The organism is Rhizobium sp. CRRU65 (assembly GCF_048551595.1).
Taxonomy (GTDB): domain Bacteria; phylum Pseudomonadota; class Alphaproteobacteria; order Rhizobiales; family Rhizobiaceae; genus Rhizobium; species Rhizobium leguminosarum_J.
Window position 1 is genome coordinate 356,290 of record NZ_JBLYZH010000005.1, and the last position, 25,285, is coordinate 381,574.

Sequence of the window (25,285 nt, forward strand, 5' to 3'; positions counted from 1 at the left end):
GCGTTATACTGTTCTTCAAAAACAGTATAACGGTCGAGAGCATAGGTCACATCCATCCTGCAAAAGATCATCGACCTGGCCACCACCGGCCAGTTCACGATACCGATCAGCCGCACCGCCCCTTTATCCGAGGCGATTTCCCTGATCGGAGACCTCGAAGCCGGCAACCGGCTTCCAGGAAAATCCGTAATCGTGATGGGGTGACGAGGGGCACGAGTATGATGCGCGATGATAACCGTCTCGGGTTTGGAATGTTAAAACGGCAAGAAACCGCTCAGAACTGCCAATCGACGAGCTGCTCTCCGCCAGACACCTCAAGCACAGTGCCTGTAACGTAGGGGTTGGTCATCAAAAACACCGCAGCGTGCCCCACGTCGGCCGGTTGACCGATCCGGCGCGCTGGGAAATTGGCGCGCACCTTTTCGCGGACATCAGCGGCGTCTGTCGCGGAAAGGAAGTTCCAAAGGTCGGTATCGATGAACCCAGGCCGAATGACGTTTACCCTGATTGGGCCAAGTTCGAGCGCCAGCGAGCGCGCGAGTGCCTCCACTGCGGCAAAAGTCGATGTGACGCTCGTCATGCCGAACTTCGAACGGGCCGCGATCCCTCCGGTCATAAAGGTGATCGACCCGTTAGAGGAGAGTTTTGGTACAGCATAGCGCGCACATGCCCAGGAGCCGAGAAACTTGCTATTGCCGTAGCTGCGCGCCCCTCGCATGTCTTCGTCCATGAATGCACCCCAGCTGCCATCGGTTGGCCCCGCAGCGACAAGCAAATGATCCAGATTGCCAATTGCCTTGAAGGAAGCCCGAACGTCGTCCTCATCGCTAATGTCGAGCACTAGCTGCTCGAAGGGCGCCAGCTCTGGATGGTCTGCTGAAGAAACCGAGCGCCGGCTGGCGACCGTTACGCTCGCTCCCGCCGCGTGAGCGGCCTGAGCGATGCCGAGCCCTATCCCTGTTTTGCCGCCGACGACGACCACACGTTTTCCAGTGAGATCATATGAAGGTGATTGCGCACGCTTCAGCTCGTTCTGTGCCGTTGCCATGATAGCTTCCTTGAGTGTGTTTGTCTGAATGAGCTATGCGATCTGTCTAAGCACACCGCCATCAACGCGCATGGAGGCCCCGGTTGTTCCGGATGCCTGCTCCGAGCATATGTAGACGACCATGTTGGCCACCTCCTCCGTGCTCGTGAACCGATTGATGAGCGTTGTCGGGCGCATGGCCTTCAGGAATTGCTGTTCCGCCTCTTCCTGGGTGATGCCCTGTTCCCGAGCCGTTCCCGCCATCCAGTTCGCCATGATTTCAGAGTTCGTCGGACCAGGAAGCACCGAATTGACCGTCACGCCCGTCCCCGCAACCGTCTCAGCCAAACCTCGCGAGATCGCCAACTGCGCCGTCTTGGTCATGCCGTAGTCGATCATATCCCTTGGGATTGCGAGTGCGGATTCGCTGCTGATGAACACAACACGCCCCCAGCCCCGCGCGGTCATCCTCGGCAGGTAATGGCGCGCTGCACGAACGCCACTCATGACGTTGAGCTGAAACAGGCTCAGCCAGTCTTCATCGGTAAGATCGGAGAAGGGTTTGGGATTGGCTGTGCCTGCGTTGTTGATAAGAATGTCGGCATCGGGCGCCTGGGCTGCAAGAACCGCGCTGCCTTCCTTGGTGGCCAGATCCGCAACCACGCCGGTGATCTCGATGTCTGGGAAGAGCGCCTTGACTTCAGCCACCGCTGTGGAGACCCGGCCCTCGCTACGGCCATTGATAACCACGGATGCGCCGGCCCGCGCCAAGCCCTGTGCGATCGCCCGACCAATGCCGGCGGTGGATCCGGTGACGACTGCTTTGCGACCTTCAAGTGAAATGTTCATGATCGTGTTCTCGATGAATTGTGACGATCACTGTTTGTAGCGCATGGCGAAAATAACGATAATACGGACGAATGGCATGAAATTGATGCGATATTGGAATAAATAGCAGCGAGCTTAAAGTGCGGATCTCACACTCCGGCGCTTGTTACCGAAGGTCACCAAGGCGTTCAAATGCCGCTAGATCCGCCCTTCGAGCGACGCGGCGAGGAAGTCTGTCACGTGCCGAACCCGCGCAGAAACCAGCCGACGCTTCGGCCAGACAAAGCTGATGTCCCTTGTGCCCTGAACATATTCGCCGAGGATCGTCACGACGTCAGGATGCGAGAGCTCTTCGACGAGCGATGCCTTGGTGAACATGCCGATCCCGACGCCTGCAAGCACACCCGCACGGATCGTCTCGATGCTGTTGGAGGTGAGGTTGCCGCGCACTGCGACGCTGAAGTGACCTTCTTGACCGACGAATGGCCAATTCGCCGACTCCTTGAAGCCGCCGTAGACGAGGCAGTTGTGATCTGCAAGATCGGCAGGCTTTGTGGGAATACCATGCTTTTCGAAATACTGGCGAGATCCGACGCATACGAGAGGAGTCTTTGCCACCCGTCTGACGACGGCATCGGGCTCTTCGACAGACCCCACTCTTATCACCAAATCGACCCGATCCTCGACCATGTCCCGCATGAGGTCCGATAGAACCAGATCCACTTCGAGCTTGGGAAATCTGGACAGCAGATCCGGAATGATTGGCAGGATATGAAGGCGACCGAGGGTGGTGGGGACAGCAATGCGTATCGACCCCGACATGTCAACCGCGCTGCCTATGACCTCGCGATTGGCGTCGTCGATCTCCTCGAGCAACGGCTTCATCCTGTCGAAGTATCTTTGCCCCTGATCCGTCAAGGTGACGTTTCGGGTGCTGCGATTGAAGAGTGCGACGCCCAGACGGTTTTCGAGCGCACCGATCGCTTTGCTGACCGCCGGCTGTGACGTGCCGGTTCTGCGGGCGGCCGCCGTAAAGCCGCCCGTCTCGACGACCGCAAGGAACGCCTTGAGCTCGGAAAGCCGGTCCATCTTATGCCTTTACGGTATGGAAGGCTGGGATATTTCCGACCATTCCTGCAATACTTTTACACACATGTATCATCCCTCCCAGCGCCGTTCGACGATGATGCTTGCTTCGGCAGTTCCGTTACGAGTGCATCTATGGCCGCCCGCACCCGGGTTGGCAGGTGAGCGCCATCCGGCCACAAAGCCCAGACCTCGGATACATAGGGAGGCATCTGCCGCATCACAGGCACGAGCTCACCGGCCTCGACCCGTTTCTTGACGAGCCAGAACGGCAGCCACGCTAGTCCGAAACCCTCTGTCGCGGCGTCTGCTATGGCGTCGATGTCGTCAAACCGGAGCCGGGAGACAGGATTGAATTCATGGACGACACCTTCGACCTCGAGCGTCCAGGACTGCACCCGCCCCGCGCGGGAATACGTGACCGTGTCATGGGCGTCGAGCTCTGAGATAGCTTCCGGAACGCCTTGCCTTTCGAGGTAGCCCGGCGCGGCGTAAAGCATCGTCTCCTCATGGCCGACCCGACGGATGCGCGTGCCCGCGGCATTGCCCGGCGAACCGTTTCGTATCGCGAGGTCGAAGCCGTCCTCCAGGAGATCGACTTTACGATCGCTGAAGCTGAGTTCCAGCTCAAGGCCGGGGTTTTCTCTGGCAAGCCTGGTCAGGATGGGAGCGACACACATTCGACCGAAGAGAACAGGCATAGACACCCGAAGCTTGCCCCGCGGCGCGCTCGATCCCGAATCCAGCGCGGCCTCGACGGCACGAAGTTCGGCCATCGCCCGCTGGCAGTGCTCGTAAAAGAGCTGTCCGTCCGCCGTGACGCTCTGATGACGGGTGGTTCGGTCGAACAGCCGGACATTTAGACCTGCTTCGAGGCGGGCAACCGCCCTTCCGACCGAAGAGCGTGACAGGTTCAGCCGTCGCCCAGCTTCGGAAAAGCCTCCGGTATCGACGGCACAGACGAAAACGGGGATGTCGCTCATGGAGATCGTCATAAATGATTGTAGCATCTTACGCACCAGAGTCGAGCCGAAACGGCGCGACTGGTGCGCTGTTCGAGGTGCTACCTTCTGGTCATCAAAAATCGGAAGGATTAAATCCATGCAAAACCTCATGAAGCGTTGGGAACTATCAGCCTTCAACCGGAACGGACTGAGCCTTGAACAAGTGCCAGCCCCAATAGTTGGGCCAGACGAAGTGCTCGTCAGGGTCAATGCGGTCGCACTCAATTATCGCGACCAGGACGTTATTGCCGGGCGCATGGGCGCGTTCAACCTGCCAATGACCATTGGCTCCGACATGTCTGGTACGGTTGTCGAGGTGGGCAAGTCTGTTGAAAAGTTCGCGGTCGGAAACCGGGTGATCTCGACATTCTTTCCGGACTGGAAAGATGGTCGTCCTCTCGGGTCCGGTCGACATCCAAACTACCAATCCCTCGGCGGCTTCTATCCGGGTGTCTTGAGCGAATACGTCTCTTTTCCGGCGGCATGGCTGACGAAAGGCCCATCATCACTCGACGAGCTCGGGGCCAGCACGCTTCCTTGCGCGGGGCTCACCGCCTGGTACGCGCTCGTCGAACTCGGCCGGGTCGAGAAGGGCCAGACCGTCCTGATTGAGGGAACGGGCGGCGTCGCGATCTTCGGCGCGCAGATCGCCAAGGCAAAAGGTGCGACCGTGATCCTCGTTTCCGGAAGCGACGAGAAGCTCGAACGGGCGAAGGCACTCGGCCTTGCCGATTTCGTGATCAACCGAACTCGCGAGGACTGGGTCGGTAAAGTCTACGACATCACGTCGGACCGCGGCGTCGACCATGTTCTCGAAATTGTTGGCGGCCCTCACCTCGCAAAGGCTCTCGAAGCAGTCGCGCCTGGTGGCCGCATATCGATGATCGGCGTTTTGGAAGGCGGGCAGTTGTCTGCTTCCGTTGGCCCACTCCTTCTGAAAGGGCCTGTCATTCAGGGTATTGCCGTCGGTCATCAACGCGCGCAGGAAGAGCTTGTGATGGCGATCGACGAACTTCAGATCAAGCCCATCGTCGACGCCCGCTACGGCCTATCGGATCTCCAGTCGGCTCTGGAGCAGCTCAATCGGGGAGCCTTTGGCAAGATCGTCGTCGACTTCTCTCTTTGATCGATAACGGAAAAGGTGAATCATGTACCGTAGAGATTTCTTGTCAACCACAGCGTTCTTCGGTGCCGCAGTAGCAGGCTGCGGCCCCGGATGGATGCCACCTTTGAAATCGTCGCGCCCGTTAAACTCCTGCATTAGCGGGCTGACCTTTCCCCGATCGAAGGACTTCCTATGACGCAGGACGCTCACGAGCTTCAGGCTATCAATACCCCTTGGCAGAACGCCATTCAGGAAATCCTGCGCATGGTCATCAGGGACATGTATCATGCCGGCAGTGAGAACAGGAATATCAAACGCATAGAGGAAGCTTCTGTCGACAGCAACTATACCGATTTGCGACTGCTTGGCACGGACGAATGGACGGAAGTGGTTGTCAAGGAAAGGGTGAGCAACTTCGTCACCACGCTCTTGACGTCCTTTACCTATGATCGTGCCTGAGTTCTTGCGTCGCAGGTGACGAATGCACCGGCAGGGAGGATCCTTGCTCTGACTGGGAAAGGCGATTGAGGAGTTCATTGAAACGCTCGTCGGCCGCGATGGGCTGATGCTGAGGCAATGCCTGGACTGCGCGAAGCACGGTCGAATCCAACGCAAGTCTTGCTACATGGTTCGCAATGTCAGTTGTCATGAGTAAAGTCGCCCTCTGCAGATACCACAGAAACGCACGGGCGGGAGCTTGGTTCGAGGCCGCAGCGGTATTTCACGCTCGTCTGAGAGATCAATTGGTCCATACCTCCACACTTCGACTTGACGCCATGGCGTTTTCGCGACAGCAACCGCTTTCTCCTGACACTGTCGATGCCAACAAGCTGGTTGCTAACATGGCCGAGATCCTGTCCTCGACCCTTGGTGAGACGAGGACCAAGGCCGATGCGAACCAGCTCGAAAACGCGGTGCTCAACCTCGCCGTCAATGCGCGTGACGCGATGCCGGACGGCGGCAAGCTGACGATCGAGACAGCAAACGCTCATATCGACGAAGCTTACGCGGCAGAACACGACGTCGCGCCCGGACAGTATGTGATGATTGCGGTCACGCATACCGGCTGCGGCATGCCGCAGGAGATCATCAAGAAGGCGTTCGACCCGTTCTTCACCACCAAGCCTGTCGGTAAGGGGACCAGCCTTGGCCTCAGCCAGGCCTTTGGTTTTGCCAGGCAGTCGGGTGGACATCTGAAGATTTTTTCAGAGGTCGGAACCGGCACGACGATGAAAATCTACCTGCCGCGTGACTATGGCACGAACGACATCGCGCCCCACGTGAAGGACGAAAGTGTGCCGCGAGGGACCGCGAGCGAAGCCGTCTTGCTGGTGGAGGACGACGCCAGTGTCCGTGAGATCCACACCAAGATGCTGGAAGAACTCGGCTACAGCGTCATTGCAGTAGATGGACCAGTCACGGCTCTCAAGATCGTTGACGAGCGCGCCGACATTCGCCTGCTGTTGACCGACATCGTCATGGCGCCAATGAATGGCCGCAAGCTGGCAGACGAGGTCCGAAGCAAGCATCCGCGCCTGCCTGTCGTCTTCCCGGCGTCATATTCTTGCAGAAACCCACGACACTCGGCGATCTTGCCCGCAAAGTGCGTAGCGCTCTCGACGGCTAGATTCGGACAGATCGCCCGGCCATCTTCAGGCCGCCATTCTCATCAGAGTTTCGGTGATCTTGTGAGTATCGTAGGGCTTGGGAAGGAACACGCCGCGGTCGAGTATGTCGGAACTTGCCGGGCGCTTCATACCGGAGACGATGAGGATTTCCATGGGTGGCCAGCGGTTGCGAGCGGTGGCCGCAAGCATCAATCCGTTCATGGAGCCCGGCATGTCGATATCTGTCCAAAGGATGGAGATGTCTTCGTCGCCCTCAAGCACAACCATTGCCTCATCAGCATTACGGGCTTCGACTGCTTCGAACCCCGCTTCCTCGACGATGTCTACCGCCAACATCAGGAGCATTGGTTCGTCTTCCACCACGAGTATCTTCATTGCCATTGCGCAGGTCCCGCCTCCCGTTCGACCTATAACTTTCTGCTTTGATTGGGGTTCCGCAATTTTCAGACCGCCTGCTATGGCCGGCTCGAAAGCAGGTGGCGTAGAGAAGGTTTCGAAAGTCGGTCCTATCTCCTCCTCGCGCCTCTTTCGGCGGCATCTTGCTCGCAAGTCGGTACACCCTATTTTGCTCGGGCGGATCGAATATATTGCTTCATGGTCGCAGCTGAGGGGTATCGTGTGAGTTGGTTCAGCATTGCCATCATCGCGGTTGTCGCGCTGCTAGCCCTGTGGGTGGTTTTGGCAGCATCAGGCGATCCCGGGTTTCTGAAGCGGGTCCAGCAAGTGGATTCTCAAGCCCTCAAGATAGCCGCTGCAGACACCGAGCTTGATCGATATGGCGCCAGGCTTTGCTACGAGCGGGAGGCGGCAAGCGGGCTCGTTTTGATCACCTCTAACCTGGAAGCGTTCGCAGCCCGCCTTTTAGCTGCCCGTTCCGCCGGCCGCAGCCTCGACCTCATGTATTATATGTGGAATGCGGACCTGACCGGAATGCTGATCATGCGGGAAGTCGTCGCTGCCGCTGACCGTGGCATACGCGTGAGGATCCTTCTCGACGATCTCGGCGTCTCCATGTCCGACAAGATCTTCTATGCGATTGACTGCCATCCGAATATCGAGCTGCGGCTCTTCAATCCAACGAAGGCGCGAGAGAATGTCCTGCGCCGCGGCCTCGAGATGGTCTTGCGGTTTCGAAGCGTCAACCGTCGCATGCACAACAAGGCATGGATTGCCGACGGCCGGATCGCGATGGTCGGGGGACGCAATATCGGCGACCCGTATTTCGATGCCGGCGAGGACGCAAACTTCAGGGACTTCGATCTGGTGATGGTCGGTCAAGCCGTTGCGAAAACCGAGCGTCTTTTCGACGACTACTGGAACAGTTCTGTTGCCGTGCCTGTACGCTCGTTGCTGTCGCGCCGCCCCAACAAGTTGAGGAAGCTTCGACGCAACATGGACCGCCTCGATTTCGAACAGCGTGCCCGGCCTTATCTTGATCGGGTTCAAGACAGAACATCACTGGAAGACGCTGTCGCCGAAAACCATTACATTTGGGTCGATAAAGTCGATGTTCTTGCCGATCCCCCGGAAAAAGCTGCGGGGAAGCTGCGCACCGGGCAAAACGTGCTGATGGAAACGCTTCTTCCTGTGATCACCGGCACAGCCGAGTTCATCCATATCACCTCGCCGTACTTCATTCCCGGCGAACGCGGTGTCAGGGCCCTGACGAAGCTCCGCGACAAAGGGGTGAAGGTTTCCGTCCTGACAAACTCGCTCGCAGCTACCGACGTTGCTGCAGTACACGCGGGGTATTCGCGCTACCGCCCCGCCCTGCTGAAAGCCGGCATTGAGCTCTACGAGCTGAAATCGATCGCCGACGTGGGATCCTTCTCCTTGCGCGGTTCCAAACAAGCCAGCCTGCACACGAAAGCCTTTGCCAGGGATGGCAAGTATGGCTTCATAGGATCTCTCAACCTCGATCCTAGGTCCGTTTCCTTGAACACGGAGATGGGCGTGCTGTTTAAGTCATCGGATCTTGTCGCGCAAATGGACGCGATCTTTGCCAAGGAAACCGAAACAGACCTGAGCTATCCCTTAAGGCTCGAAAACGGATCCCTGCGGTGGCTGAAAGTTGTCGATGGGAAACGTACCCTCGTCCGCGACGAGCCGGATGCCGGTATCGCGAGGCGCGCGACAGCGTGGCTCATAAAATGGCTGCCTCTCGAATCTCAGCTGTAATCGTGCCGAATTCTCGCGAGGAGGCAACCCTGAGCTCCATGGCGACCCTAAACGTGTCGCGGCACAACGGATGCCAATTTGGCCTACCAGTTCGCCAGCCATCAATTCGAGGTATTGGCTTCCACACTGACGCAGGCATCAAAATTGCTCCGCGGGTAGCAATCCGATCAGGGTTCGCCCGCATAAGAAAAACTGCGGAGCTATAAGAAATGCAGATTTATCAGCACAAGTTTTCCTGCGTGGTTGCGCGAACCGCCTTGCCACTCTTGGTTGCGAAGCTATTGGGTCAAGCGATGAACAGGGCAATCGCTGAGGCTTCGTTGTACTCGCGGAAATATTGCGTTGCATCTTGTCGCCGGATAACAATTGCATACATTTTATCAAAAAACGCGACCGAGGTCGCAGAGGCCGGGATCGAAACTTGTCTGCCACTATATCTACTGGGAATGAAGGTCTTGATCTAATCCTGGCCGGTGGGCTGCCGGCTCGCCGGCTTTATCTGCTCGAAGGGGCGCCAGGATCCGGCAAAACCACCCTCGCTCTACAGTTTCTACGCGAGGGGGTGAGGCAGGGCGAAAAGGCGCTCTACATCACCTTGTCGGAAACAAAGGAGGAGCTGTCCGAGGTCGCGGCCTCGCACGGTTTCGACATCAGCGAATTTGACGTTTTTGAATTCAGTTCGGCATCCGACGTCTTCGGAGACGGGCGCGAACAGTCTATCCTGCATCCTTGGGAGATGGAGCTTGGCGAAACGATCCGGCTGATCCAAGAGGAGGTCGAGAAGGTCCAGCCAAAACGGGTCGTCTTCGACAGCCTATCCGAAATGCGTCTTCTATCCCAGGATCCCCTGCGCTATCGACGACAGGTTCTTGCCCTGAAGCAGTTCTTCTCCGGTCGCGACACGACCGTCATTCTGGTCGACGACATGTTAGGCAATGCCAGTGAGCGGGATTCGCACCTTCATAGCCTCTGTCACGGGGTCATTACTCTGGAGCGCCTGACGCTCGATTTCGGTGCTGCGCGCCGTCGCCTGCAGGTCCAGAAGCTACGGGGTGTGGATTTCGCCGCCGGTTACCATGATTTCAACATTCGCAAAGGCGGGCTGCACGTTTATCCGCGCTTGATCGCCGCGACGCACCATACAGAGTTCACTGGCGAAACGATCGCAAGCGGAATCGGAGAACTGGACGATCTCTTCGGCGGCGGCCCGATGCGCGGAACTTGCACATTGGTGACCGGACCAGCCGGAAGCGGCAAGACGACAGTGGCGCTGCAGTATCTCTATGCAGCTTGTGCTCGCGGTGAGCGTTGTACAGTCTACGAGTTCGATGAGCGCATCGGCACGCTTCTCACCCGCGCGAAGGCGTTCAGCCTTGATCTCCAGGCTTTCATCGACGACGGAACTCTCGTCGTGCAGCAGATCGATCCCGCGGAAATCTCCCCCGGTGAGTTCGCAGCTCGGGTACGTCGCGAAGTTGAAGACCGCGGCTCACGGCTGATCGTTATCGACAGTCTCAATGGTTACATGGCGGCGATGCCGCAGGAACAACAACTGATCCTGCAGATGCATGAGCTCCTGTCCTATCTCAGCCACAAGGGCGTGGTGACTTTCCTGCTCAATCCACAGCACGGACTCGTCGGGACAATGTCGACAAGCCTCAACATTTCCTATGTTGCCGACACGGTCGTACTGCTGCGCTTCTTCGAGGCTGAAGGCCGTGTGCGCAAGGCGATCTCTGTGCTGAAGAACCGCGGTGGCATGCATGAGGATGCGATCCGCGAGCTGCGGGTCGATCGTGGAGGTCTGCGTATCGGCGAACCCTTGTCGCAGTTCCGGGGTGTGCTGACCGGGACGCCGGAATATCTCGGGTCCAGGGATCCCCTACTGGAAGACCGCAGCAGCGATGCTTGAACGTCAGCAGGAGGGGCAGCGTGTTCTCGTCAGCGCACCGTTCGGCCGCGACGGTGACACGCTCGCAGCGCTTTTGCGGGAACAGCAGTTCGAGGTCGATGTCTGCCGTGACCTAAAAGAGTTGTCCAGCGAGATCTGCGACGATATCGGCGTCATTCTCCTGACTGAGGAGACTCTGTCCGGCGACCTAACTCCTTTAAAAGACGCGTTGGCAAAGCAACCAACGTGGTCGGATGTGCCGTTTGTGCTGCTTGCCGCCCCTCGCTCCGGACGAACGACCAACGCGCAGTTGACGAACCTAAAGCTCTTTGACATCGCCATCAACAGCGTCGTGCTCGAACGCCCGCTCGGCCGAGCCTCGCTCCACAGCGCTGTCGCGTCCGCAATGCGCCTTCGCCAGAAACAGTTCCTGATGCGCGATCGGCTCCTGGAACTGGATGAGAGTGAGACCCGGCTGCGGCTGGCGACAAACGCTGCAGAGATTGGAACGTGGGACTTCGACCCGGTCACCGGCCGGCTGAGCTGGGACGACCGGTGCAAGGCAATGTTCGGTATCTTTGCGGACGGCGCGATCTCCTATGAAGACAGCTTCCTCGCGGGCCTTCACCCCGATGACCGGCAAATGGCAGACGACGCTGTCGCCAAAGCCCTCCAGCCTGGTAGCAGCGGGATCTATGATATCGAATTTCGAACGATCGGGATCGAAGACGGCATCGAGCGCTGGGTCGCGGCCAAGGGTGGGGCGATGTTTGCCGGCGGTAAACCAGTTCGCTTCATTGGGACGGTCATCGACATCACGCAGCGAAGGAAGACCGAGGAAGCCCTTGCGGCATCGGAAGCAGCGTTGAGGATCGAGCGGCAAGCGCTTGACGACCTCAATCGGACGCTCGAGGAGCGGGTCGCGCAGCGCACGGCCGAACTCGAAGAGGAAATGTCGGCGCGCAATCGGGCAGAAGAAGCGCTTCGGCAGTCTCAGAAAATGGAGGCCGTCGGTCAGCTCACCGGCGGTATTGCACACGACTTCAACAATATGCTGACAGGGATCATCGGCGGGATCAACGTTGCCAAGCGTCGCATTGCCGGCGGCCGACTGGACGATGTTGATCGATTCATGGATGCCGCTGCGGACGCGGCTAACCGCGCAGCAGCGCTGATCGCCCGGTTGTTGGCCTTTTCCCGTCGCCAAACGCTTGATGCCAAACCCCTTGATGTCAACGACCATCTCGTTGCGACGCGGGAATTGCTGCGGCGGACCTTGCCTGAGAACATAGCAATCGACATCGAGGCTGATCCCGAGGCCGGTTGGATCGTTGCAGATGCCAATCAGCTGGAAAGCGCTCTGCTGAACCTGGCGATCAACGCCCGCGACGCGATGCCGGACGGAGGCAGTCTGACGATCTCCACTGCGACCAGAAGAATTGATGAAATCGAGGCGCGATCCCTGCCAGGTCTGAAGCCCGGAGCGTTCGTTGCCATCGGTGTCAGCGATACGGGGGTGGGCATGCCGCCGGAGATTGTCGCAAGAGCGTTTGAACCTTTTTTCACCACCAAACCGATTGGTCAGGGGACGGGCCTTGGCCTTTCAATGATCTATGGCTTTGCGCAACAGTCAGGCGGTCAGGTCGAGATCGACAGCCGGGTTGGTGAGGGCACGACGATCAGGCTGCTCCTTCCTGCAACGGATAATGGTGATCAGGATCAAAGCCGTGAGAGCCTGGCCGTCGAAGCGGGTCAGGGGCAGACAGTGCTCGTCGTCGAAGACGACGATTCAGTCCGCCTGCTGATCTGCGAGGTTCTCGCCGATCTCTCTTACGAAGCGGTAGAAGCCTCGAATGCGGACGCAGCGATACCGATCATTGCCTCCCCACGCGCGATTGACCTATTGATCTCCGATGTCGGCTTGCCCGGGATGAACGGGCGTCAACTTGCCGAGGTCGCGCGTCAGCACCGTCCTGAGCTCCCCGTGATTTTCGTGACGGGATATGCGCAGAATGCCACAGCGAAGGCCGAGTTTCTCGGTTCCAATATGGCGATGATCGGTAAGCCGTTTGCGGTCGAGGTCCTCGCCGAGAAGATCTCCGATATGATCTCAAAAGAAAAACTGGCAGCGCCTAGGTAAACTGCGTTTGACGTGAATCGCGGCATCGTCGCGTAATCTTCCGGGGCGCTTGAACATCATCGAGATGGCAGCAGTGGTTCTGGTCCAAGCCGAGTTGAAGGGTGACCGAGAGTCGGATCTTCTTCAGAACTTTGTGACATGCGATATGGGATGATCATCCGGCATTTATCACGGGCGAGGCTGGCTGAGAGTCTTTTTTGCTCTTCCCTGCACAGGAGCGAGGATCGATGGCTGGCCATTTCTTCAACGTTCACGACGGCATCTCTATGCCGGACTTGGTAGGCACTGAGCATACCGACATCGAAAGCGCCCGTAGCGAAGCGGTAGAGACTATAGTTGAACGCCGTGTCGTCCCGTCGTTGAGCGGGGAGTCAAAGTCATCGACCAACCTGGTGTCTCTGCTCCAAGGACCGCCACAATGGACAAATGTCAAAACCGCACAGAGCGGCGAGCGCTCTTGGCCTGGGGCGGCAGTTTGCGGCATAAGCTATCCAGTGCTGACGCCTCGTTTTTCGTCGACATGAGATCGGGCTCATTCCCGCCGGAGGCTGGGCGATGCCCGACTGTTCGCAATCGACCGTTTCAAATTTGCTGTTGCGGGCTTTGCCTCTCGAAGCATTCGAGCTTCTGAGACCGGCGATGCAGCAGGTCGATCTTCCATTGAAGTATGAGTTGGTGACCCCTGGTGTGGCGAACGACCGGGTGTACTTCCTGGAGCGCGGGCTCGGATCTGTCGTTGCCACAAGCAGCGACGACGAAATCGTCGAAGTTGGGCACATCGGCTATGAGGGCATGTCGGGCGCGCACGCCCTGCTGAAAGTGCCGAAAACCCCCAACAGGACATTTATGCAGGCCGAGGGGAGCGGAATATCCGTACCGACCTCTGTCTTCCTCAATATGGTCGAACAGGTGCCGGCAGCCAACGACCTGCTGCTGCGCTACGTGCATTGTTGTGAGTTGCAACTAGCACATTCCGCCCTTGCCAATGCCCGCTACAACATGCCGGAACGGTTGGCGCGCTGGCTTCTGATGTGCCATGACAGGCTACTGACCGACGATTTGCCGCTCACCCACGAGTTTCTATCGATCATGCTCGGCGTTCGCCGCTCGGGCGTTACCAACGAGATCCACATTCTGGAAGGCGTGCATGCGATTAAGGCCACGCGCGGGAACGTCAGGATTGTGAACCGGAAAAAGCTGGAGGACATTGCCGGAGGCTCCTACGGCGTTCCCGAGCAGGAATATGCGGACTATATCGGGTTTCCGATCAAGAGATTGTAACCTCGGGCGAGAGGAGGCTGCTCAGGACGGTCAGTCGCCTGGTTCGTACGCCTCAGAAAACGGTACCTTCAGCAGCATGTTGCCATCTGCATTGCAGATCTCGATCTGGCGGTGCGAGATGTCCTTGCCCTCCCGGATCGCCGTGCTCATCATACCCCTGGCATCCTTGATCGCTTCGCTTCGCGCCGCGCCCAAGTCCGTAAGATCGGTGCCCTCCTCGTCCCTGATGATGTTCGTTCGCGTCAAAATGTGGAAAAAGAATCTTGGCATCGACCGCCTTTCGCGGAATGTGCCAACGTCAGTCAGGACCTGTGCCGGCTGGTGAGAACAGATACGCTGCGGGTTGCGAATCCTAAGTTATGTCAAAACCGCACGGTTATCGGACGACGCTAGGCTATTTCGGCAATCTGCGCCATAATCTTTCTATGCCTCTCTTGTCACTTGATGGGTTCGAGTGCGGGCTCCTCCCCGCTGGAGCCCAAAGATGCCTCAGATTCAAAAATTAGACGTTCAGAACCGGCTGCTTGCCGCCCTTGGCCGGGAAGCATTCGACGCACTGCAGCCCGGAATGGAGTGGGTCGATCTGCCCGTACGGACCGTGCTGATCGAAAGTGATCAGCCAACCCATCACGTGTTCTTTCTCGAAACGGGATTGGCGTCGATCGTTGCAAGGACAGTAGATGACGAGGCCATTGAGGTCGGCCATATCGGCTGGGAAGGATTGTGTGGCACACATCGGCTGCTGCGACTCGACACGACCCCCAATCGCACCTTCATGCAGATCGATGGAAGCGGCATCAGGGTTCCAGTTGAACTCGTCTACCGGCTGATCGACGAAGATGCCCGATCCCGAGATCTGTTTCTTCATTACATCCACACCTGTGAACTGCAGCTTGCCCATTCGGCGCTGGCAAACGGCAGGTATAATATGGCGGAGCGACTGTCGCGCTGGCTGCTGATGTGCCACGACCGCATCCGCGATGACGACATGGCGCTCACGCACGAATTCCTCTCCCTGATGCTGGGCGTGCGCCGCTCCGGTGTGACAGACCACTTGCATATTCTCGAAGGCATGCTGGCGATCAAGGCGACGCGCGGTCGGATACGCGTGCGCGACCGGGCCAAGCTGGAAGAGATTGCCGGCGGTTGTTACGGAGCGCCCGAGAAAGAATACGAACGCTTGATTGGAAGCAAGTGACATCAGGGGCGAAGCAGGTCCGCCTCAAGCTGCTCCTCGACCATCTGCGAAAAGGCCGGTGGCGCAAGCTTCCGAAACAGGTCGGTTTGAAAACAGCGCTCGTTGCCGAGGAGCTTGGCCTGATCGAGGCCAAGGGTGATGACCTCAGAGCAAGAAGCTACCGCCTGACAGTGGGTGGAAGCGCTTACCTGACGGACATCGTGATTGCGGGTGAATGAACGGCAATTGAGCCGAGTTACGATGTCCGTACAAGACCCTCAGCAACCGGCGGGCGTTCGCAGCGCCCCGGTACCGCTCCAGCCCATACGGCATCTTGCAGAGCGGAGCGAACGACGGCGGATGCTGCATGGTGAGGATTGTGGCCTACACCTTGCAGCAACCGGATTCTCGCTTGAGGCACTCTCTGGACAAGCCAGTCGAGGTGCCAATGCGGATCGAGGACGGCATCTTCCATTCCGTAGATGATATGCGTAACGCATGGTATCGGTTCATCGCCGACGGCTGCCATATCGGCATTGAACTGCAGCAGCTCGTCGGCCATCATCCGCAGCGACTGCGGGCTCGCCGCGTGTCGATAGGGGAAATCGGCCAGGGTGTCCGGAACAGGATTGGGATGATGTGCCTTGCGCATCACTCGTTCGCCAAAATAGTCGGCAAAGCGATACAGGAGGTGTTGTGAGAACATGCCGCCGATCCAAGGAGCGATGGCCAGCCGAAGCAGCAACATTGCCTGCTCCGGTGTCGGGCGACAAAACGGCGCGATCAGCACCAGAGACTTCACCAGATCGGGCCGCCGCCGCGCCAGAAGAATAGCCGGCGCGCAGCCGATGGAATGGCCAGCGATTGTCAGGCTGGAGAACCCAAGGGCGTCGACAAAGTCCTCGAGCCATAGGGACTGGGCCAGCGGCCCTCGCAGCCTTTGTGGTAGCGGGTCGCTCAAACCGTAGCCAGGCCGATCGGGCGCGACGATGTGCAGCCCCGTTTTCCTGAAAGGCGCCAGAACTTCCTGAGCGAGGCTGCCGCAGCCATGCAGCAGGACGACGGGCGGATAAGCGTCATCGCCGACGTTCAGGAGATGCACGTTGCGTCCGTTGACGACTCGGTCGAAGCCCCGAAGCGGGGCGTGTGGCTGCCTTGGTTTCATTACTAGCAAACTGGGCTGCTAGTCGCCGGTTCCGCCATTGTGCGAAAGCGGACAGCAGCCGGAGACCCAAGAACCATCGCAGGTAAAATCCAGGCGGCCTAGCCGCGGGTACATCCAAATTTCAACCGATCCGCTTGCGCCCTGGCCCTAGTTCATCTCAAGCCTGCTGTCGATAGTGAAGCTTTGCCAGGTGACATATGGTCAGAAGCAGGGTAAACGGCAAGTCGCGCCACGGGATGCGTGGCATCTCCTTAGCCCGCGCTTGCGGATCGTCCGTGCGCAAGCTGGGGTTTCCCCGACTGGGGATCGCCTGGTGGACAGAGGTGATGTTGATGATCTTGCCGCCAAGCTTTCCCTGACCGCGGCGCACGAACTCGCGGCAGAAGAAGAACGTTTTTCGTAGAGATCCGTCTTGACGACATTGTCGAAGTCCTCGAACCTTGTTTCTACAAAGGGCTTGGAGCAGCCGATGCCGGCGCAGTTGACGAGAATATCGGTCAACCCAAGCGTTTCTTGGAATGAACCCATGAACATCATCACGCTCGCCTCGTCGCGCACGTCGCGACTTTGTACCATCGCGGGTGGACCGGCGGCTTCCACTTGCGCCGCAGTCGCTCAGGCGCCTTCCTCTGTGATAGGTAACTGCAACGTCGGCACCCTCCAGCGCGAAGGCTTCGGCAATTGCGCGGCCCATTCCGGAATCGGAGCCGGTGACCACAGCGACGCGACCGGCGAGCGCCTCGACCCGCCGGCCTGGACCTGGTTCGAGAAATTCAGCATCGTTCTCGGTAACATCATTCATATCAGTATGCCTTGTTAATTCGGACCGGAGATGCCTTTGCCGCCTTTATTCTTGACGCCCATGCTATCGGCGCCGGCTGCCGGTCCTCCTCCTGGAGACATCCCGCCTGGCTGCACGCCGCTGGCGATGCCTTTCGCGCCACCCGCTTTGCGGCCGGTTTGGCTTCCGGTATCACTGGCCCCCTCCTCGCCGACTTGCTCTTCTCTGATCTCCTGCTCAGCCTGCCTCCAGTGGCGTTCGTGATCACCATCCTTTTTACCTTCTCGCTCCCATATCTGCTGGGCGCGATCCCGTATGAGATCTTCTCTGCCTTCCTGTCCCATCTTATCCTCCTGAACAGCGGTGACGTTTCATGATCGGTCGCGAACTTCTGCGGAGCCCCAATGTTCCCGCTCAGCGAAGGCTGCCCTCGTTGGAACCACAATGGCAAAATCAAGTTTGTCTGCAGTTTTTGACGGCCCAGGGGAATGACGACGATGACTTGGTGCCGATCCATCCTCAGGGTCATTTTCGCCGCACGCTGCTCATTACATCGAGGCCATTCAAAGCCTAGGTCTTCAAACCATCATGACGCTTGATCACGTCTACAATGTTAGGCGCGGCCAGCAAGGCATGACGCCCATGGCGGCTGATGCGACCTCCCGTTCATTCTGGGGGCATCGAAATGACGATCGGCCCTTGCCTCTGTCTTTCCGGTGGCAATGCTCTCGGCTCTTACCATGCCGGAGTCTACCAGGCGCTGCACGCTCGGGTCGAACCATCGCGCATCGCAGGCGCGTCGATAGGAGCAGTCACTGGCGCCTTGATCGCCGGAAACGCCCTCGACCAGCGGATGGCGCGACTGCGGGAGTTCTGGCAGTTTGTTAGCGACGACGGTCCGGCGATGTTCATGCCGCCTGGTAAAAGCTGCTCGACCGTGACCGTGCAGGAATTGCTGACGGGGCGACCCGCGCTGTACAAGCCGGGCTTCCCCGGCTGTGGTCGACGCTTCCCTTCATGGGCGTAGACGACAGCCTATTCGACACCCAGCCCCAGCGCAAAACCTTGGAACGCCTGATCGAGTTCGACCGGATCGGCAGCGGCGGCATCTCTCTGGTCGTTACCACCTTGGATGAAGGGCGAGGACATCGTGTTCGACAGCGATATCGTGGCTTTGAACGTCGATCACATCATGAAAGGTACTGCGCTGCCAATCTTCTACCCGCCGGTCGAAATTGGCGGTCGGGAACTTGTTGGAGTGTCAGCCAACCTCCCAATAGCTTGCCTGCTATCGGAAGAACCCACCGATCCGGTGACGTGTATTCGCGTCGATCTCTTTTCGACAGAAGGCGCTGTCCCGGCCTCGCTTGATGGAGCGCTAGGCGGGACAACCGACCCCCTCTTTGCCAAGAGCGCGAGCATGGGCTTGCCGCGCTGAAAAGCCGGTTCGCCGGTAGGATGGTCCCGAGATCGAGATCATCCCCCTGGCTTACGAAAACGCCGCAGGCGAAATCGGGATGAAGACGTTCGATTACTCCCGGAAGTCGATCGGTGCGCGTTGGGGCCGGGGCTACCAGGACGGAACACGGCTGATCGTGCTCTCGATCAGATGCCGCCACGGCGAAATCGGCTGGACATCTACAAGCTGACCACAAAAAAACACCTGAAAAACCTGCTGTAAGTCGTTCCGCAGCGCCTCGAGGCCGTCGCCAGCAACGCAGGCTATGCCGGCACAGCCGCCTTGGTCTAACTACGACTCAACTGTCGCGACTAGCCACAATCAAGCCGCGTGACGTGTATTCAGATCGCGGCAGCCAAGCCCGCCTTTGTCGCGGCGTTGTTCGAGGCACCGACCGATTGCCCGGATTAGTTCGTCAGGTCGTGCCGGTTTGCAAACCCATTCTCCATTGAGCAACACCTGATGGCTCTCCTGCGTCACCTTCCGACGAGCCGTATGGACCACAAAGGGAATGCCGCGCTCGACGAGGTGGCTCGCAATGTCCGTGCTTTCGCCGTCGAGCAAGAATATATCGAGGATCACAAGATCAGGCATGTAAATCCCTAGCCAGTCAGTTGCGGCGCTGCACGACGTGAGATGTACGATGTCTTTCGCACCGGCGCCCAGCAAAGTCTGTTGGATGTCGAGCGCGATCAAAGCTTCGTCCTCTAACAGCAACACCGTCGGCAAAAGCGTCATTTTCAGCTCCTTCTGTGCAAGCGCCACAGTTATACACCGTCCTGGCGACCTCGTCCGGCATTGTCGGAATTCGCACCGTGCGATCCCTCGCGCTATGAAGCTGGGTGAAAGCAGAGAATGTATCAGGCTTCGCCTACCTCGCGCCACCCGTGTCAACTTGATCACCTTGAACAGTCCAAGCGGGGAAACAGGCCGCCATTCGCTAACTTCGAAATCGCCTCGGCCCTCGATCCATCGCAAAAGACGCTGAGACCAAAATGTCGCACTCCAGCAGATCCGCTCGAACGCCGGAGCGATTGCTCGCTCTATCGCTCCCTGCACACGAACGGCAGCACCAAAACGCCGAAGCTCGCGGGTGAGAAATCAAGCTTTTGCGCGTCACCCACCTGCAGGACGACATGTTCAAGCCGGTGATCCTGTATTCTTTGGCGTGCTTTGGCGAGCATGTGAGACCGGTCACCTGCAGGTGCGCCGGGTATTGAAGCAGCAACAGCCGGGGCCCGACTCCCACCTCGAGAACGCGTCCCTCTTGCGCTGGCATCAGCTCGACGATTGCGCGGTGGGCGGGGCGGAGAACGCCGCCATGGATCTAATCGTAAAGGGGAGCCCAAAAGCGGTAGGGGGCACGTCTTTGTCGTTCGGCTGCTCCAAGACAGCCCGGCGAAGATCGAACAAGCATTATCTGGTATCCTCGCAGGGCATCTGCAGGCACGCGCATTATCACCGGTGACGGCGACTTCATGAAGGGCAAACAAACGTCACTCACGTTCGACAAACTTGTTGAAGCGGCTCGTCTTCCCGTCCTTTGTCTTGTCCTGGTAAAGGAAGCTCAGCTTGTTCTCCTCGAAGATCTTGAAGAACTCCTCCCAACTGACCTCCTCGAAATCCGCTTCCTTTTCGCCGAAATCGATCCGAAGGACGCCACCCTTTCCGCCAGTACGAACAACGGAGGGCCGACCGTCGCGCGCTTCTGCCCATTTTTGAATGGTGCCGTGATCGTTTGTCGTGTCAGAGCTGCTCATTGCTTTCTCCAAGTGGGTTCTCATTTATGTCAACGCGAACTTTGATCGCGCCTGGAGGTTCCTGCCTGTCTTCAATCTTCTTCACTTTAGCTGAACGAGAATGACTTTTTACGCCATGGGCGTGAGCTTCACTGATCAGCGCATCGAAATCCTGCATGCTGCCGAAGACAGGATCGACGGAGCGGAAGTCGCTGACATCATAACCGCTATCGAGGAGCGGCGACCTGTAGGTCGGCCCTGGCCATATCGCGTCTATGCCGAGCCAGGGGAGGTAATCCAAGCGCCGGATGATACCTTGAATGTCCCCCTCTCCATCGCCGTCGCTGTCCTGGAATGATCGAGGGAAAGTCTGGTAGATCGCGGCACGTTGCCACCATTCGATCATGCTTGGGGAACCTCAAATATCGTGCTGCCGAACGTCACTTTTGTCGTTGCTGTTCCTGTACGACATCGTACTATGATCAAGCGTCTGGGGGTCAGGCAACGCGGCTTCCCCACGCAGCAAGCGCCAGTAGCGACACCACGCTCCCGACATGAGGGAGAAGCGAAAGCAGCCCGCCACCCGCGAGCCAGACAAGAACAAGATCGCCGCAGGGAATGACGCTGATTGCAGCGATCGACATGGTTGTGCCGGCAATCGAAAAATAAGGACCAACCACCAAGCAGAGGCCGATGACAATATCGCGAATTGCGATTGCGCGGATGTATGTAGCACTGGCACCGGATGAATTGCTCGTCGCAAATAGAGGCGCGGCCAATTCGGGCGTCATGATGATACGATTCCCAGACCGCCGCACCCGACCAGACGCACCGCGGTCTTCCACATCCGGCTCGCCCTCAAGTGCTGACCTCATGAAGAACCGATGCGATGGGGAACGCTATCGCGGCGAGATCGATTTCCAGCTCGCCAATCATGTTTTCGAAGCCTCATCGAAAGCCGCGACAGATGTTCCTTGCAACGAAGAGGCTGTCGTCGAACAGGAACGAGGTTCATCGGAGACCAGTTTGTCGGATTTCGTTTGTCGCGAGGCTCGGCTGAAAGTCAAAGCGTCCGCTGATCCACAGGACGCCCTCTGAGCCGCAAGAGAGTTTTTCAACTCCTGTAGAAACAGCAAAAGAGACTCTTCAGCGTTTCCACCCCTTCCTTCGATCACTGTAACGCCCCATCGGTCAAGAACATGCTTCTGCACATCGTCGGCGTCGTGCATCACGATGTAGAGTGGGGGTCGGGCCCGCTCCTGGCCGGTATCGCGCCACGTCTTCCATAACCGGTGGAGCAGGAAGCGGATGTTCAGATCCGTCATGCTGTAGCCGACGAAAAGAAGCGTCGAGGCAAATGCGTCACCTCTGAACTTTATGTCCATCGGAGCGTCGAATGACAGCCGGTCGAAATAATCGGATTCAGTGATGACGAGACCCTCGGGATTGGAAAAGTCCCCGTGGAACTTGATGATCTGCGTGAGGCCCGGCAAAGCTGCGGCCAGATCCGCGGCCCCCGTTATCTTAACGTATGGTTTGCCGAACGCCTCATAGGCCGCTTCAAGATTAGCATCGTAGTTGGTGGTGTAAATAAACGGGAAATCGGCATCCACTATCAGGCGGTGCAGATGCGATTTCCGCAGACAATCAGGATCGACTCGCCACTCTTGGCTCATCCACTCGACGAGCGGACAAATCGAGCCATGCTTGAGACGATAGAACTCCGCAATCTCCTGGTACGAGCTTCGATGACAATCGTTGGTCGAACAGTCAATTCCAAGGTCTGACTGGATATGAGCAATCAGGCTTTCCCATGATGGAAGACCAACGCTCATGGAAACCCCGGCTCCAACGAATAGGATCGCCTGCCGTCTCGCCACCGCATCTGTCAGTGATCGAATTGCCTCTTGGTACTGCATGCATCCTCCTCGGCAGCCGAACCAAGCCAGGTAACAGCCGTTCCAGTACGATAACGCACGCAGCCGCGGTCTTTAGCTCGCGACGTTGTGGCTTTGATTGGCTCCGGCGACGTCTCGCCATCGAACGGGAACGAGCACAGTGAGGGACAAGGTAGTCGCCATCCCGACGAATTCGCGGAGTGGCACTACACATTTCTTCCGGATGATCGGCCAATGGAAGACCTTCGGCAGCGCGTAGTCGAAGATCGGAACCACAGCCCGGCGACAGGGTTCTTGGAAACAGTCGAATACTGTAAAATAAGTGGGAGCCAAAAGCGTGCAGGATCTTCGCGGATCATCGGTCGTCATCACCGGCGCATCGAGCGGGATTGGTCGTGCGACAGCGCTCGCCTTCGCCAGACGTGGCGCTCGTGTCTGCCTTGCAGCGCGCCGCGCAGATGTCTTGCAGCAAGTGGCTCGCGAATGTCAGTCGCTGGGTGTTCAAGCAATCGTAGTACCGATGGATGTCACGGATGCTGACGCAGTGGCAGCGCTGGCCGATGCCGCCGAAGTCGCGTTCGGCGGGATTGACGTGTGGATCAACAATGCTGGCACTGGCGTCGCAGGCTCATACCACGACGCGCCACTCGAACTGCATCGCAAGACGATCGAGGTAAATCTGCTTGGCGCGATGTCCGGTGCTTACGCCGTGTTGCCGATCTTCATGCGACAGAACCGAGGAACCCTGATCAATGTCGTCTCCATGGCAGCGTGGGTGCCGAACCCCTTTGCCGCGTCCTACACGGCCAGCAAATTCGGGCTGAGAGGTTTTGCCGCCAGCCTGAGACAGGAGCTGGTAGGCATGCCCCACATTCACGTCTGCGGAGTATTTCCCGCCGTCATCGACACGCCGATTATCGAGCACGGTGCGAACTACACTGGCCATGCTTTGGAGCCGCCCCCTTTCCTGTACGATCCTGAGGATGTGGCCGAGGCCATCGTCGGCGTTGCTCTTATACCGCGCGACGAGGTCGCCGTTGGGTGGCCGGCCCGTGCCGGTCAGGTGGCCTATACGGTTGCACGCGGTCCCGTCGAGCGTCTCGTCGGCGCCACTGCTGCAGCGATCCGGAAGAAAGCCAAACCAGTGCCTAACACCGACGGCAGCGTGATGTCACCAAATGCTGCTGGAACCGGGACCAGCGGCGGCTGGCGCGTGAGAAAGCGTGTGCCGTCTGCAAAAACGATCACAGCTGTCGCCATCGCCTTGACCGGAGCCGTTCTCATCTATGGCCTGAATGGGCACCGTCACCGCCATCGGGTGCGGTGGCGCGATCCGGAACCTTGACGGGCTTTGTGCGAAGGAGGGACAGCACCACACTATTGACGGCCTGCAGTCCCTCCAATCCCTTCATAAGATCGATCTCACCACTTTGGCTGATGGCGCCCCATCCCGGGGTGATGTCGATCACCGAATCCCGAAAGGGGATATGCCACGACCATCCAGTCACCCGCCAAAGCAGCCGAACGTCCAACGGTCGACAGTATTCACGGTCCAATTCAAGCTGCGCTGACCTGCAACGAGTGGAAGAAGCCGGCTTCAGGAATGTAAGCTGCGTCAGCCATCCTTCGGCTTTCTGAGCTTCGAGACGAAGGTGCTCGACTGGCCTTTGGAAACCAGCACGTCTCCTTGGACGCACGCCCGGCTCATGTCGACGTCCTCCAGGTTGAGCGACCGCTGATCCTCCGGCTCTATCTTGGCCACCATCGGTGCTGCCAATGGCTTGCTTCCGTTATCCGCTTTGTTTGACATGTGTTGCCTCCTGTGACCCGCGAACCGAGCAGCATTGGTCAAGTTCCATCTGCAGCGGACTATGCCAATGATTTTTTAGTTTGTCGTCCGCTGGCGGCACGTCGTGGATCCAGGTTTGGGTCGGCTCAATGAGCCGAGGCTTAAACCACCAAGGGGTGCTTTCGGCAATCACCGGCTCCTCGACATGAGGACCACTATTCCAGCACATCCGTCTCGAAGCTTCGTGCGGCAAAATCGGTTGAGCCCTTCGAAGTAAGCTCTGATTTCCAATAATCACTCCGTCGGGAACTTCAGGAGCCTTTCGTTGTTGAGAGCCCACGAAGCAAGCCAAGAAGGAGGAGCTTCATGCCCAATGCGGATCGAAAGCACATCGGCGCCGGCGCCAAAGGCAAAGGTGACGGGTCAGGCGCAATGACTGATCTCGACCCGGACACTCTGCCGCCCAACATGGTCCTGTCCAACAGAGACAAGGCGCAGCACTCACGCGAGCGCGGTCTCGATGGCAAAACCGTGCAGACAGAGCAGTATCAAGACCATGCCGCCAACAGAGAGCCAGATTAGGAGGATATCATGAGCAGCAAAGTGCCGCCGACGCCGGAGGCCAACCGTTCCGACAAGGGTTCCGGCGAAACTTCCCACGCGGATAATGACGGCAGGCTGGTAGCTGCCGCCAAGAACCCAGACAAGGTCGGACAGCAAGGCAACAGCAAGGTCAACACGACCCATCAGGGTTACCAGCAGGATCGATAAAGCGAGGAGCCATGTCGACATCATCGAAGCATCCATCCACAGTTCGTCAGGGCGGCCCTGGTGCGTCGCACGAAAGCAGCAGAGCGCCGCTGGAGGTAAAAAAGCCCCCGGCGGTATCGGATAACAAAGCGCGAAGCGGCGTATCGGGAGGAGGTGGCGAACGCGACAGCCACCATACTCATGATGATGCGCGCAAATGAAGGGGCTGGCGGCATGTCCCGTCCCGCCCACACTCTTCCTTCCTGGGCTGTGGACCAAGCACTAGGCATTGTTCGCCGGCACGGCTTCGTGCTCGTCAACGCAACAACTGAGGAAGGACGGACAGAAGCGGCCGCAGG

General features: G+C 58.3%; 32 protein-coding genes and 1 pseudogene. 18 read left to right on the plus strand and 15 right to left on the minus strand.

Annotated features, from left to right (window positions below):
- Positions 1-274: 274 nt before the first annotated feature.
- From ACM5SV_RS13215 to ACM5SV_RS13230, 4 genes are all read right to left on the minus strand, one after another.
- Positions 275-1,048, minus strand: coding sequence for an SDR family oxidoreductase (locus ACM5SV_RS13215; RefSeq protein ID WP_419425293.1), 774 nt, complete (start codon positions 1,046-1,048; stop codon positions 275-277).
- Positions 1,049-1,081: 33 nt separating this feature from the next.
- Positions 1,082-1,876: an SDR family NAD(P)-dependent oxidoreductase gene (locus ACM5SV_RS13220; RefSeq protein WP_419425294.1), complete on the minus strand. Its 795-nt coding sequence runs from the start codon at positions 1,874-1,876 to the stop codon at positions 1,082-1,084.
- A 177-nt stretch (positions 1,877-2,053) separates the two neighbouring features.
- On the minus strand, positions 2,054-2,944 hold the full coding sequence (locus ACM5SV_RS13225; RefSeq protein ID WP_017997362.1) for a LysR family transcriptional regulator: 891 nt from the start codon (positions 2,942-2,944) through the stop codon (positions 2,054-2,056).
- 56 nt (positions 2,945-3,000) lie between these two features.
- On the minus strand, positions 3,001-3,936 hold the full coding sequence (locus ACM5SV_RS13230) for a LysR substrate-binding domain-containing protein (protein WP_419425321.1): 936 nt from the start codon (positions 3,934-3,936) through the stop codon (positions 3,001-3,003).
- 106 nt (positions 3,937-4,042) lie between these two features.
- Here ACM5SV_RS13230 and ACM5SV_RS13235 point away from each other — a divergent pair, with 106 nt between their 5' ends.
- The 3 genes and pseudogenes from ACM5SV_RS13235 to ACM5SV_RS13245 all read left to right on the plus strand — a co-directional run.
- Entirely contained in the window at positions 4,043-5,071 is a 1,029-nt protein-coding gene (locus ACM5SV_RS13235; RefSeq protein WP_419425322.1) for a zinc-dependent alcohol dehydrogenase family protein, read from the plus strand.
- A gap of 171 nt (positions 5,072-5,242) precedes the next feature.
- Positions 5,243-5,509, plus strand: coding sequence for a hypothetical protein (locus tag ACM5SV_RS13240; RefSeq protein WP_003555433.1), 267 nt, complete (start codon positions 5,243-5,245; stop codon positions 5,507-5,509).
- A gap of 488 nt (positions 5,510-5,997) precedes the next feature.
- Positions 5,998-6,546, plus strand: a pseudogene (locus ACM5SV_RS13245) (ATP-binding protein); the annotation flags it as partial.
- 156 nt (positions 6,547-6,702) lie between these two features.
- Here the strand turns inward: ACM5SV_RS13245 and ACM5SV_RS13250 are convergent.
- Positions 6,703-7,059 carry a response regulator gene (locus ACM5SV_RS13250; RefSeq protein ID WP_419425323.1) on the minus strand — a complete coding sequence of 119 codons (357 nt, stop codon included), beginning with the start codon at positions 7,057-7,059 and terminating at the stop codon, positions 6,703-6,705.
- 237 nt (positions 7,060-7,296) lie between these two features.
- Here ACM5SV_RS13250 and ACM5SV_RS13255 point away from each other — a divergent pair, with 237 nt between their 5' ends.
- The 5 genes from ACM5SV_RS13255 (at position 7,297) to ACM5SV_RS13275 (ending at position 14,168) form a co-directional block, all read left to right on the plus strand.
- A complete protein-coding gene (locus ACM5SV_RS13255) occupies positions 7,297-8,856 on the plus strand; it encodes a phospholipase D family protein (RefSeq protein ID WP_012760436.1) in 1,560 nt (519 codons plus the stop codon).
- Between the two features lie 421 nt (positions 8,857-9,277).
- Entirely contained in the window at positions 9,278-10,768 is a 1,491-nt protein-coding gene (locus ACM5SV_RS13260) for an ATPase domain-containing protein (protein WP_419425324.1), read from the plus strand.
- Positions 10,761-12,887, plus strand: coding sequence for an ATP-binding protein (locus ACM5SV_RS13265; RefSeq protein WP_221964712.1), 2,127 nt, complete (start codon positions 10,761-10,763; stop codon positions 12,885-12,887). The genes ACM5SV_RS13260 and ACM5SV_RS13265 overlap by 8 nt, the downstream gene beginning before the upstream one ends.
- 227 nt (positions 12,888-13,114) lie before the next feature.
- Entirely contained in the window at positions 13,115-13,411 is a 297-nt protein-coding gene (locus tag ACM5SV_RS13270; protein WP_003555426.1) for a DUF6894 family protein, read from the plus strand.
- 31 nt (positions 13,412-13,442) lie between these two features.
- On the plus strand, positions 13,443-14,168 hold the full coding sequence (locus tag ACM5SV_RS13275; RefSeq protein WP_419425295.1) for a Crp/Fnr family transcriptional regulator: 726 nt from the start codon (positions 13,443-13,445) through the stop codon (positions 14,166-14,168).
- 30 nt (positions 14,169-14,198) lie between these two features.
- On the opposite strand, the gene ACM5SV_RS13280 is transcribed toward ACM5SV_RS13275, so the two are convergent.
- Entirely contained in the window at positions 14,199-14,438 is a 240-nt protein-coding gene (locus ACM5SV_RS13280; protein WP_003555424.1) for a DUF6894 family protein, read from the minus strand.
- 214 nt (positions 14,439-14,652) lie between these two features.
- On the opposite strand from ACM5SV_RS13280, the gene ACM5SV_RS13285 reads away from it, so the two are divergent.
- Positions 14,653-15,366 carry a Crp/Fnr family transcriptional regulator gene (locus ACM5SV_RS13285; RefSeq protein WP_419425296.1) on the plus strand — a complete coding sequence of 238 codons (714 nt, stop codon included), beginning with the start codon at positions 14,653-14,655 and terminating at the stop codon, positions 15,364-15,366.
- Positions 15,363-15,584 (plus strand): hypothetical protein, encoded by a 222-nt coding sequence (locus ACM5SV_RS13290; protein WP_012760442.1) that lies wholly within the window; start codon positions 15,363-15,365, stop codon positions 15,582-15,584. Before ACM5SV_RS13285 ends, ACM5SV_RS13290 begins: the two co-directional genes overlap by 4 nt.
- 17 nt (positions 15,585-15,601) lie before the next feature.
- Here ACM5SV_RS13290 and ACM5SV_RS13295 read toward each other — a convergent pair whose 3' ends face one another.
- The gene (locus tag ACM5SV_RS13295; protein ID WP_419425297.1) at positions 15,602-16,510 is read right to left on the minus strand and encodes an alpha/beta fold hydrolase; all 909 of its coding nucleotides are present in this window, start codon (positions 16,508-16,510) and stop codon (positions 15,602-15,604) included.
- Between the two features lie 201 nt (positions 16,511-16,711).
- Positions 16,712-17,086, minus strand: a complete 375-nt coding sequence (locus ACM5SV_RS13300; RefSeq protein WP_419425298.1) for an SDR family oxidoreductase — start codon at positions 17,084-17,086, stop codon at positions 16,712-16,714.
- On the opposite strand from ACM5SV_RS13300, the gene ACM5SV_RS13305 reads away from it, so the two are divergent.
- The gene (locus ACM5SV_RS13305) at positions 17,037-17,330 is read left to right on the plus strand and encodes a hypothetical protein (protein WP_222017515.1); all 294 of its coding nucleotides are present in this window, start codon (positions 17,037-17,039) and stop codon (positions 17,328-17,330) included. The two genes, ACM5SV_RS13300 and ACM5SV_RS13305, sit on opposite strands and share 50 nt — an antisense overlap.
- On the opposite strand, the gene ACM5SV_RS13310 is transcribed toward ACM5SV_RS13305, so the two are convergent.
- Positions 17,327-17,635, minus strand: a complete 309-nt coding sequence (locus tag ACM5SV_RS13310; RefSeq protein ID WP_003555421.1) for a DUF2934 domain-containing protein — start codon at positions 17,633-17,635, stop codon at positions 17,327-17,329. The two genes, ACM5SV_RS13305 and ACM5SV_RS13310, sit on opposite strands and share 4 nt — an antisense overlap.
- 341 nt (positions 17,636-17,976) lie before the next feature.
- On the opposite strand from ACM5SV_RS13310, the gene ACM5SV_RS13315 reads away from it, so the two are divergent.
- The 3 genes from ACM5SV_RS13315 (at position 17,977) to ACM5SV_RS13325 (ending at position 18,940) form a co-directional block, all read left to right on the plus strand.
- Entirely contained in the window at positions 17,977-18,318 is a 342-nt protein-coding gene (locus ACM5SV_RS13315) for a patatin-like phospholipase family protein (RefSeq protein ID WP_419425299.1), read from the plus strand.
- A gap of 123 nt (positions 18,319-18,441) precedes the next feature.
- A complete protein-coding gene (locus ACM5SV_RS13320; protein WP_419425300.1) occupies positions 18,442-18,729 on the plus strand; it encodes a hypothetical protein in 288 nt (95 codons plus the stop codon).
- 37 nt (positions 18,730-18,766) lie between these two features.
- A complete protein-coding gene (locus tag ACM5SV_RS13325; protein ID WP_313903267.1) occupies positions 18,767-18,940 on the plus strand; it encodes a hypothetical protein in 174 nt (57 codons plus the stop codon).
- A gap of 131 nt (positions 18,941-19,071) precedes the next feature.
- On the opposite strand, the gene ACM5SV_RS13330 is transcribed toward ACM5SV_RS13325, so the two are convergent.
- The 5 genes from ACM5SV_RS13330 to ACM5SV_RS13350 form a co-directional block, all read right to left on the minus strand.
- Positions 19,072-19,488: a response regulator gene (locus ACM5SV_RS13330; protein ID WP_041935869.1), complete on the minus strand. Its 417-nt coding sequence runs from the start codon at positions 19,486-19,488 to the stop codon at positions 19,072-19,074.
- Between the two features lie 758 nt (positions 19,489-20,246).
- Positions 20,247-20,510 carry a hypothetical protein gene (locus tag ACM5SV_RS13335; protein WP_003555419.1) on the minus strand — a complete coding sequence of 88 codons (264 nt, stop codon included), beginning with the start codon at positions 20,508-20,510 and terminating at the stop codon, positions 20,247-20,249.
- A complete protein-coding gene (locus ACM5SV_RS13340; protein WP_222027209.1) occupies positions 20,497-20,895 on the minus strand; it encodes an alpha-amylase family glycosyl hydrolase in 399 nt (132 codons plus the stop codon). Before ACM5SV_RS13340 ends, ACM5SV_RS13335 begins: the two co-directional genes overlap by 14 nt.
- Positions 20,896-20,986: 91 nt before the next feature.
- Positions 20,987-21,364, minus strand: coding sequence for a DUF4267 domain-containing protein (locus tag ACM5SV_RS13345; protein ID WP_419425301.1), 378 nt, complete (start codon positions 21,362-21,364; stop codon positions 20,987-20,989).
- Between the two features lie 57 nt (positions 21,365-21,421).
- Complete coding sequence (locus ACM5SV_RS13350; protein WP_012760447.1) at positions 21,422-22,408, minus strand: SIR2 family protein; 987 nt, start codon at positions 22,406-22,408, stop codon at positions 21,422-21,424.
- A gap of 316 nt (positions 22,409-22,724) precedes the next feature.
- Between ACM5SV_RS13350 and ACM5SV_RS13355 the strand changes: the two genes are divergently transcribed.
- Positions 22,725-23,732 carry an SDR family oxidoreductase gene (locus tag ACM5SV_RS13355; protein WP_012760448.1) on the plus strand — a complete coding sequence of 336 codons (1,008 nt, stop codon included), beginning with the start codon at positions 22,725-22,727 and terminating at the stop codon, positions 23,730-23,732.
- Between the two features lie 270 nt (positions 23,733-24,002).
- Here the strand turns inward: ACM5SV_RS13355 and ACM5SV_RS13360 are convergent, their stop codons facing one another.
- Positions 24,003-24,197 carry a hypothetical protein gene (locus ACM5SV_RS13360; RefSeq protein ID WP_003555413.1) on the minus strand — a complete coding sequence of 65 codons (195 nt, stop codon included), beginning with the start codon at positions 24,195-24,197 and terminating at the stop codon, positions 24,003-24,005.
- A 345-nt stretch (positions 24,198-24,542) separates the two neighbouring features.
- On the opposite strand from ACM5SV_RS13360, the gene ACM5SV_RS13365 reads away from it, so the two are divergent.
- From ACM5SV_RS13365 to ACM5SV_RS13375, 3 genes are read left to right on the plus strand one after another with little or no spacing between them, the layout of a single operon-like run.
- Positions 24,543-24,758, plus strand: a complete 216-nt coding sequence (locus tag ACM5SV_RS13365; RefSeq protein ID WP_003555412.1) for a hypothetical protein — start codon at positions 24,543-24,545, stop codon at positions 24,756-24,758.
- A 9-nt stretch (positions 24,759-24,767) separates the two neighbouring features.
- Entirely contained in the window at positions 24,768-24,947 is a 180-nt protein-coding gene (locus ACM5SV_RS13370; protein WP_003555411.1) for a hypothetical protein, read from the plus strand.
- 11 nt (positions 24,948-24,958) lie between these two features.
- On the plus strand, positions 24,959-25,147 hold the full coding sequence (locus tag ACM5SV_RS13375; RefSeq protein WP_003555410.1) for a hypothetical protein: 189 nt from the start codon (positions 24,959-24,961) through the stop codon (positions 25,145-25,147).
- The last annotated feature ends 138 nt before the right edge of the window (positions 25,148-25,285 follow it).

What these genes read in the sequence shown, in the direction of transcription:
- ACM5SV_RS13335 (WP_003555419.1), bottom strand. Translation starts at nt 20,510, where the DNA reads ATGAGCAGCTCTGACACGACAAACGATCACGGCACCATTCAAAAATGG.
- ACM5SV_RS13285 (WP_419425296.1), top strand. Translation starts at nt 14,653, where the DNA reads ATGCCTCAGATTCAAAAATTAGACGTTCAGAACCGGCTGCTTGCCGCC.
- ACM5SV_RS13220 (WP_419425294.1), bottom strand. Translation starts at nt 1,876, where the DNA reads ATGAACATTTCACTTGAAGGTCGCAAAGCAGTCGTCACCGGATCCACC.
- ACM5SV_RS13275 (WP_419425295.1), top strand. Translation starts at nt 13,443, where the DNA reads ATGCCCGACTGTTCGCAATCGACCGTTTCAAATTTGCTGTTGCGGGCT.
- ACM5SV_RS13330 (WP_041935869.1), bottom strand. Translation starts at nt 19,488, where the DNA reads ATGACGCTTTTGCCGACGGTGTTGCTGTTAGAGGACGAAGCTTTGATC.
- ACM5SV_RS13270 (WP_003555426.1), top strand. Translation starts at nt 13,115, where the DNA reads ATGGCTGGCCATTTCTTCAACGTTCACGACGGCATCTCTATGCCGGAC.
- ACM5SV_RS13360 (WP_003555413.1), bottom strand. Translation starts at nt 24,197, where the DNA reads ATGTCAAACAAAGCGGATAACGGAAGCAAGCCATTGGCAGCACCGATG.
- ACM5SV_RS13295 (WP_419425297.1), bottom strand. Translation starts at nt 16,510, where the DNA reads ATGAAACCAAGGCAGCCACACGCCCCGCTTCGGGGCTTCGACCGAGTC.
- ACM5SV_RS13230 (WP_419425321.1), bottom strand. Translation starts at nt 3,936, where the DNA reads ATGACGATCTCCATGAGCGACATCCCCGTTTTCGTCTGTGCCGTCGAT.
- ACM5SV_RS13345 (WP_419425301.1), bottom strand. Translation starts at nt 21,364, where the DNA reads ATGAGGTCAGCACTTGAGGGCGAGCCGGATGTGGAAGACCGCGGTGCG.
- ACM5SV_RS13310 (WP_003555421.1), bottom strand. Translation starts at nt 17,635, where the DNA reads ATGGGACAGGAAGGCAGAGAAGATCTCATACGGGATCGCGCCCAGCAG.
- ACM5SV_RS13225 (WP_017997362.1), bottom strand. Translation starts at nt 2,944, where the DNA reads ATGGACCGGCTTTCCGAGCTCAAGGCGTTCCTTGCGGTCGTCGAGACG.
- ACM5SV_RS13265 (WP_221964712.1), top strand. Translation starts at nt 10,761, where the DNA reads ATGCTTGAACGTCAGCAGGAGGGGCAGCGTGTTCTCGTCAGCGCACCG.
- ACM5SV_RS13340 (WP_222027209.1), bottom strand. Translation starts at nt 20,895, where the DNA reads ATGATCGAATGGTGGCAACGTGCCGCGATCTACCAGACTTTCCCTCGA.
- ACM5SV_RS13280 (WP_003555424.1), bottom strand. Translation starts at nt 14,438, where the DNA reads ATGCCAAGATTCTTTTTCCACATTTTGACGCGAACGAACATCATCAGG.
- ACM5SV_RS13305 (WP_222017515.1), top strand. Translation starts at nt 17,037, where the DNA reads ATGAACATCATCACGCTCGCCTCGTCGCGCACGTCGCGACTTTGTACC.
- ACM5SV_RS13315 (WP_419425299.1), top strand. Translation starts at nt 17,977, where the DNA reads ATGACGATCGGCCCTTGCCTCTGTCTTTCCGGTGGCAATGCTCTCGGC.
- ACM5SV_RS13365 (WP_003555412.1), top strand. Translation starts at nt 24,543, where the DNA reads ATGCCCAATGCGGATCGAAAGCACATCGGCGCCGGCGCCAAAGGCAAA.
- ACM5SV_RS13375 (WP_003555410.1), top strand. Translation starts at nt 24,959, where the DNA reads ATGTCGACATCATCGAAGCATCCATCCACAGTTCGTCAGGGCGGCCCT.
- ACM5SV_RS13240 (WP_003555433.1), top strand. Translation starts at nt 5,243, where the DNA reads ATGACGCAGGACGCTCACGAGCTTCAGGCTATCAATACCCCTTGGCAG.
- ACM5SV_RS13215 (WP_419425293.1), bottom strand. Translation starts at nt 1,048, where the DNA reads ATGGCAACGGCACAGAACGAGCTGAAGCGTGCGCAATCACCTTCATAT.
- ACM5SV_RS13250 (WP_419425323.1), bottom strand. Translation starts at nt 7,059, where the DNA reads ATGGCAATGAAGATACTCGTGGTGGAAGACGAACCAATGCTCCTGATG.
- ACM5SV_RS13235 (WP_419425322.1), top strand. Translation starts at nt 4,043, where the DNA reads ATGCAAAACCTCATGAAGCGTTGGGAACTATCAGCCTTCAACCGGAAC.
- ACM5SV_RS13300 (WP_419425298.1), bottom strand. Translation starts at nt 17,086, where the DNA reads ATGGTACAAAGTCGCGACGTGCGCGACGAGGCGAGCGTGATGATGTTC.
- ACM5SV_RS13350 (WP_012760447.1), bottom strand. Translation starts at nt 22,408, where the DNA reads ATGCAGTACCAAGAGGCAATTCGATCACTGACAGATGCGGTGGCGAGA.
- ACM5SV_RS13370 (WP_003555411.1), top strand. Translation starts at nt 24,768, where the DNA reads ATGAGCAGCAAAGTGCCGCCGACGCCGGAGGCCAACCGTTCCGACAAG.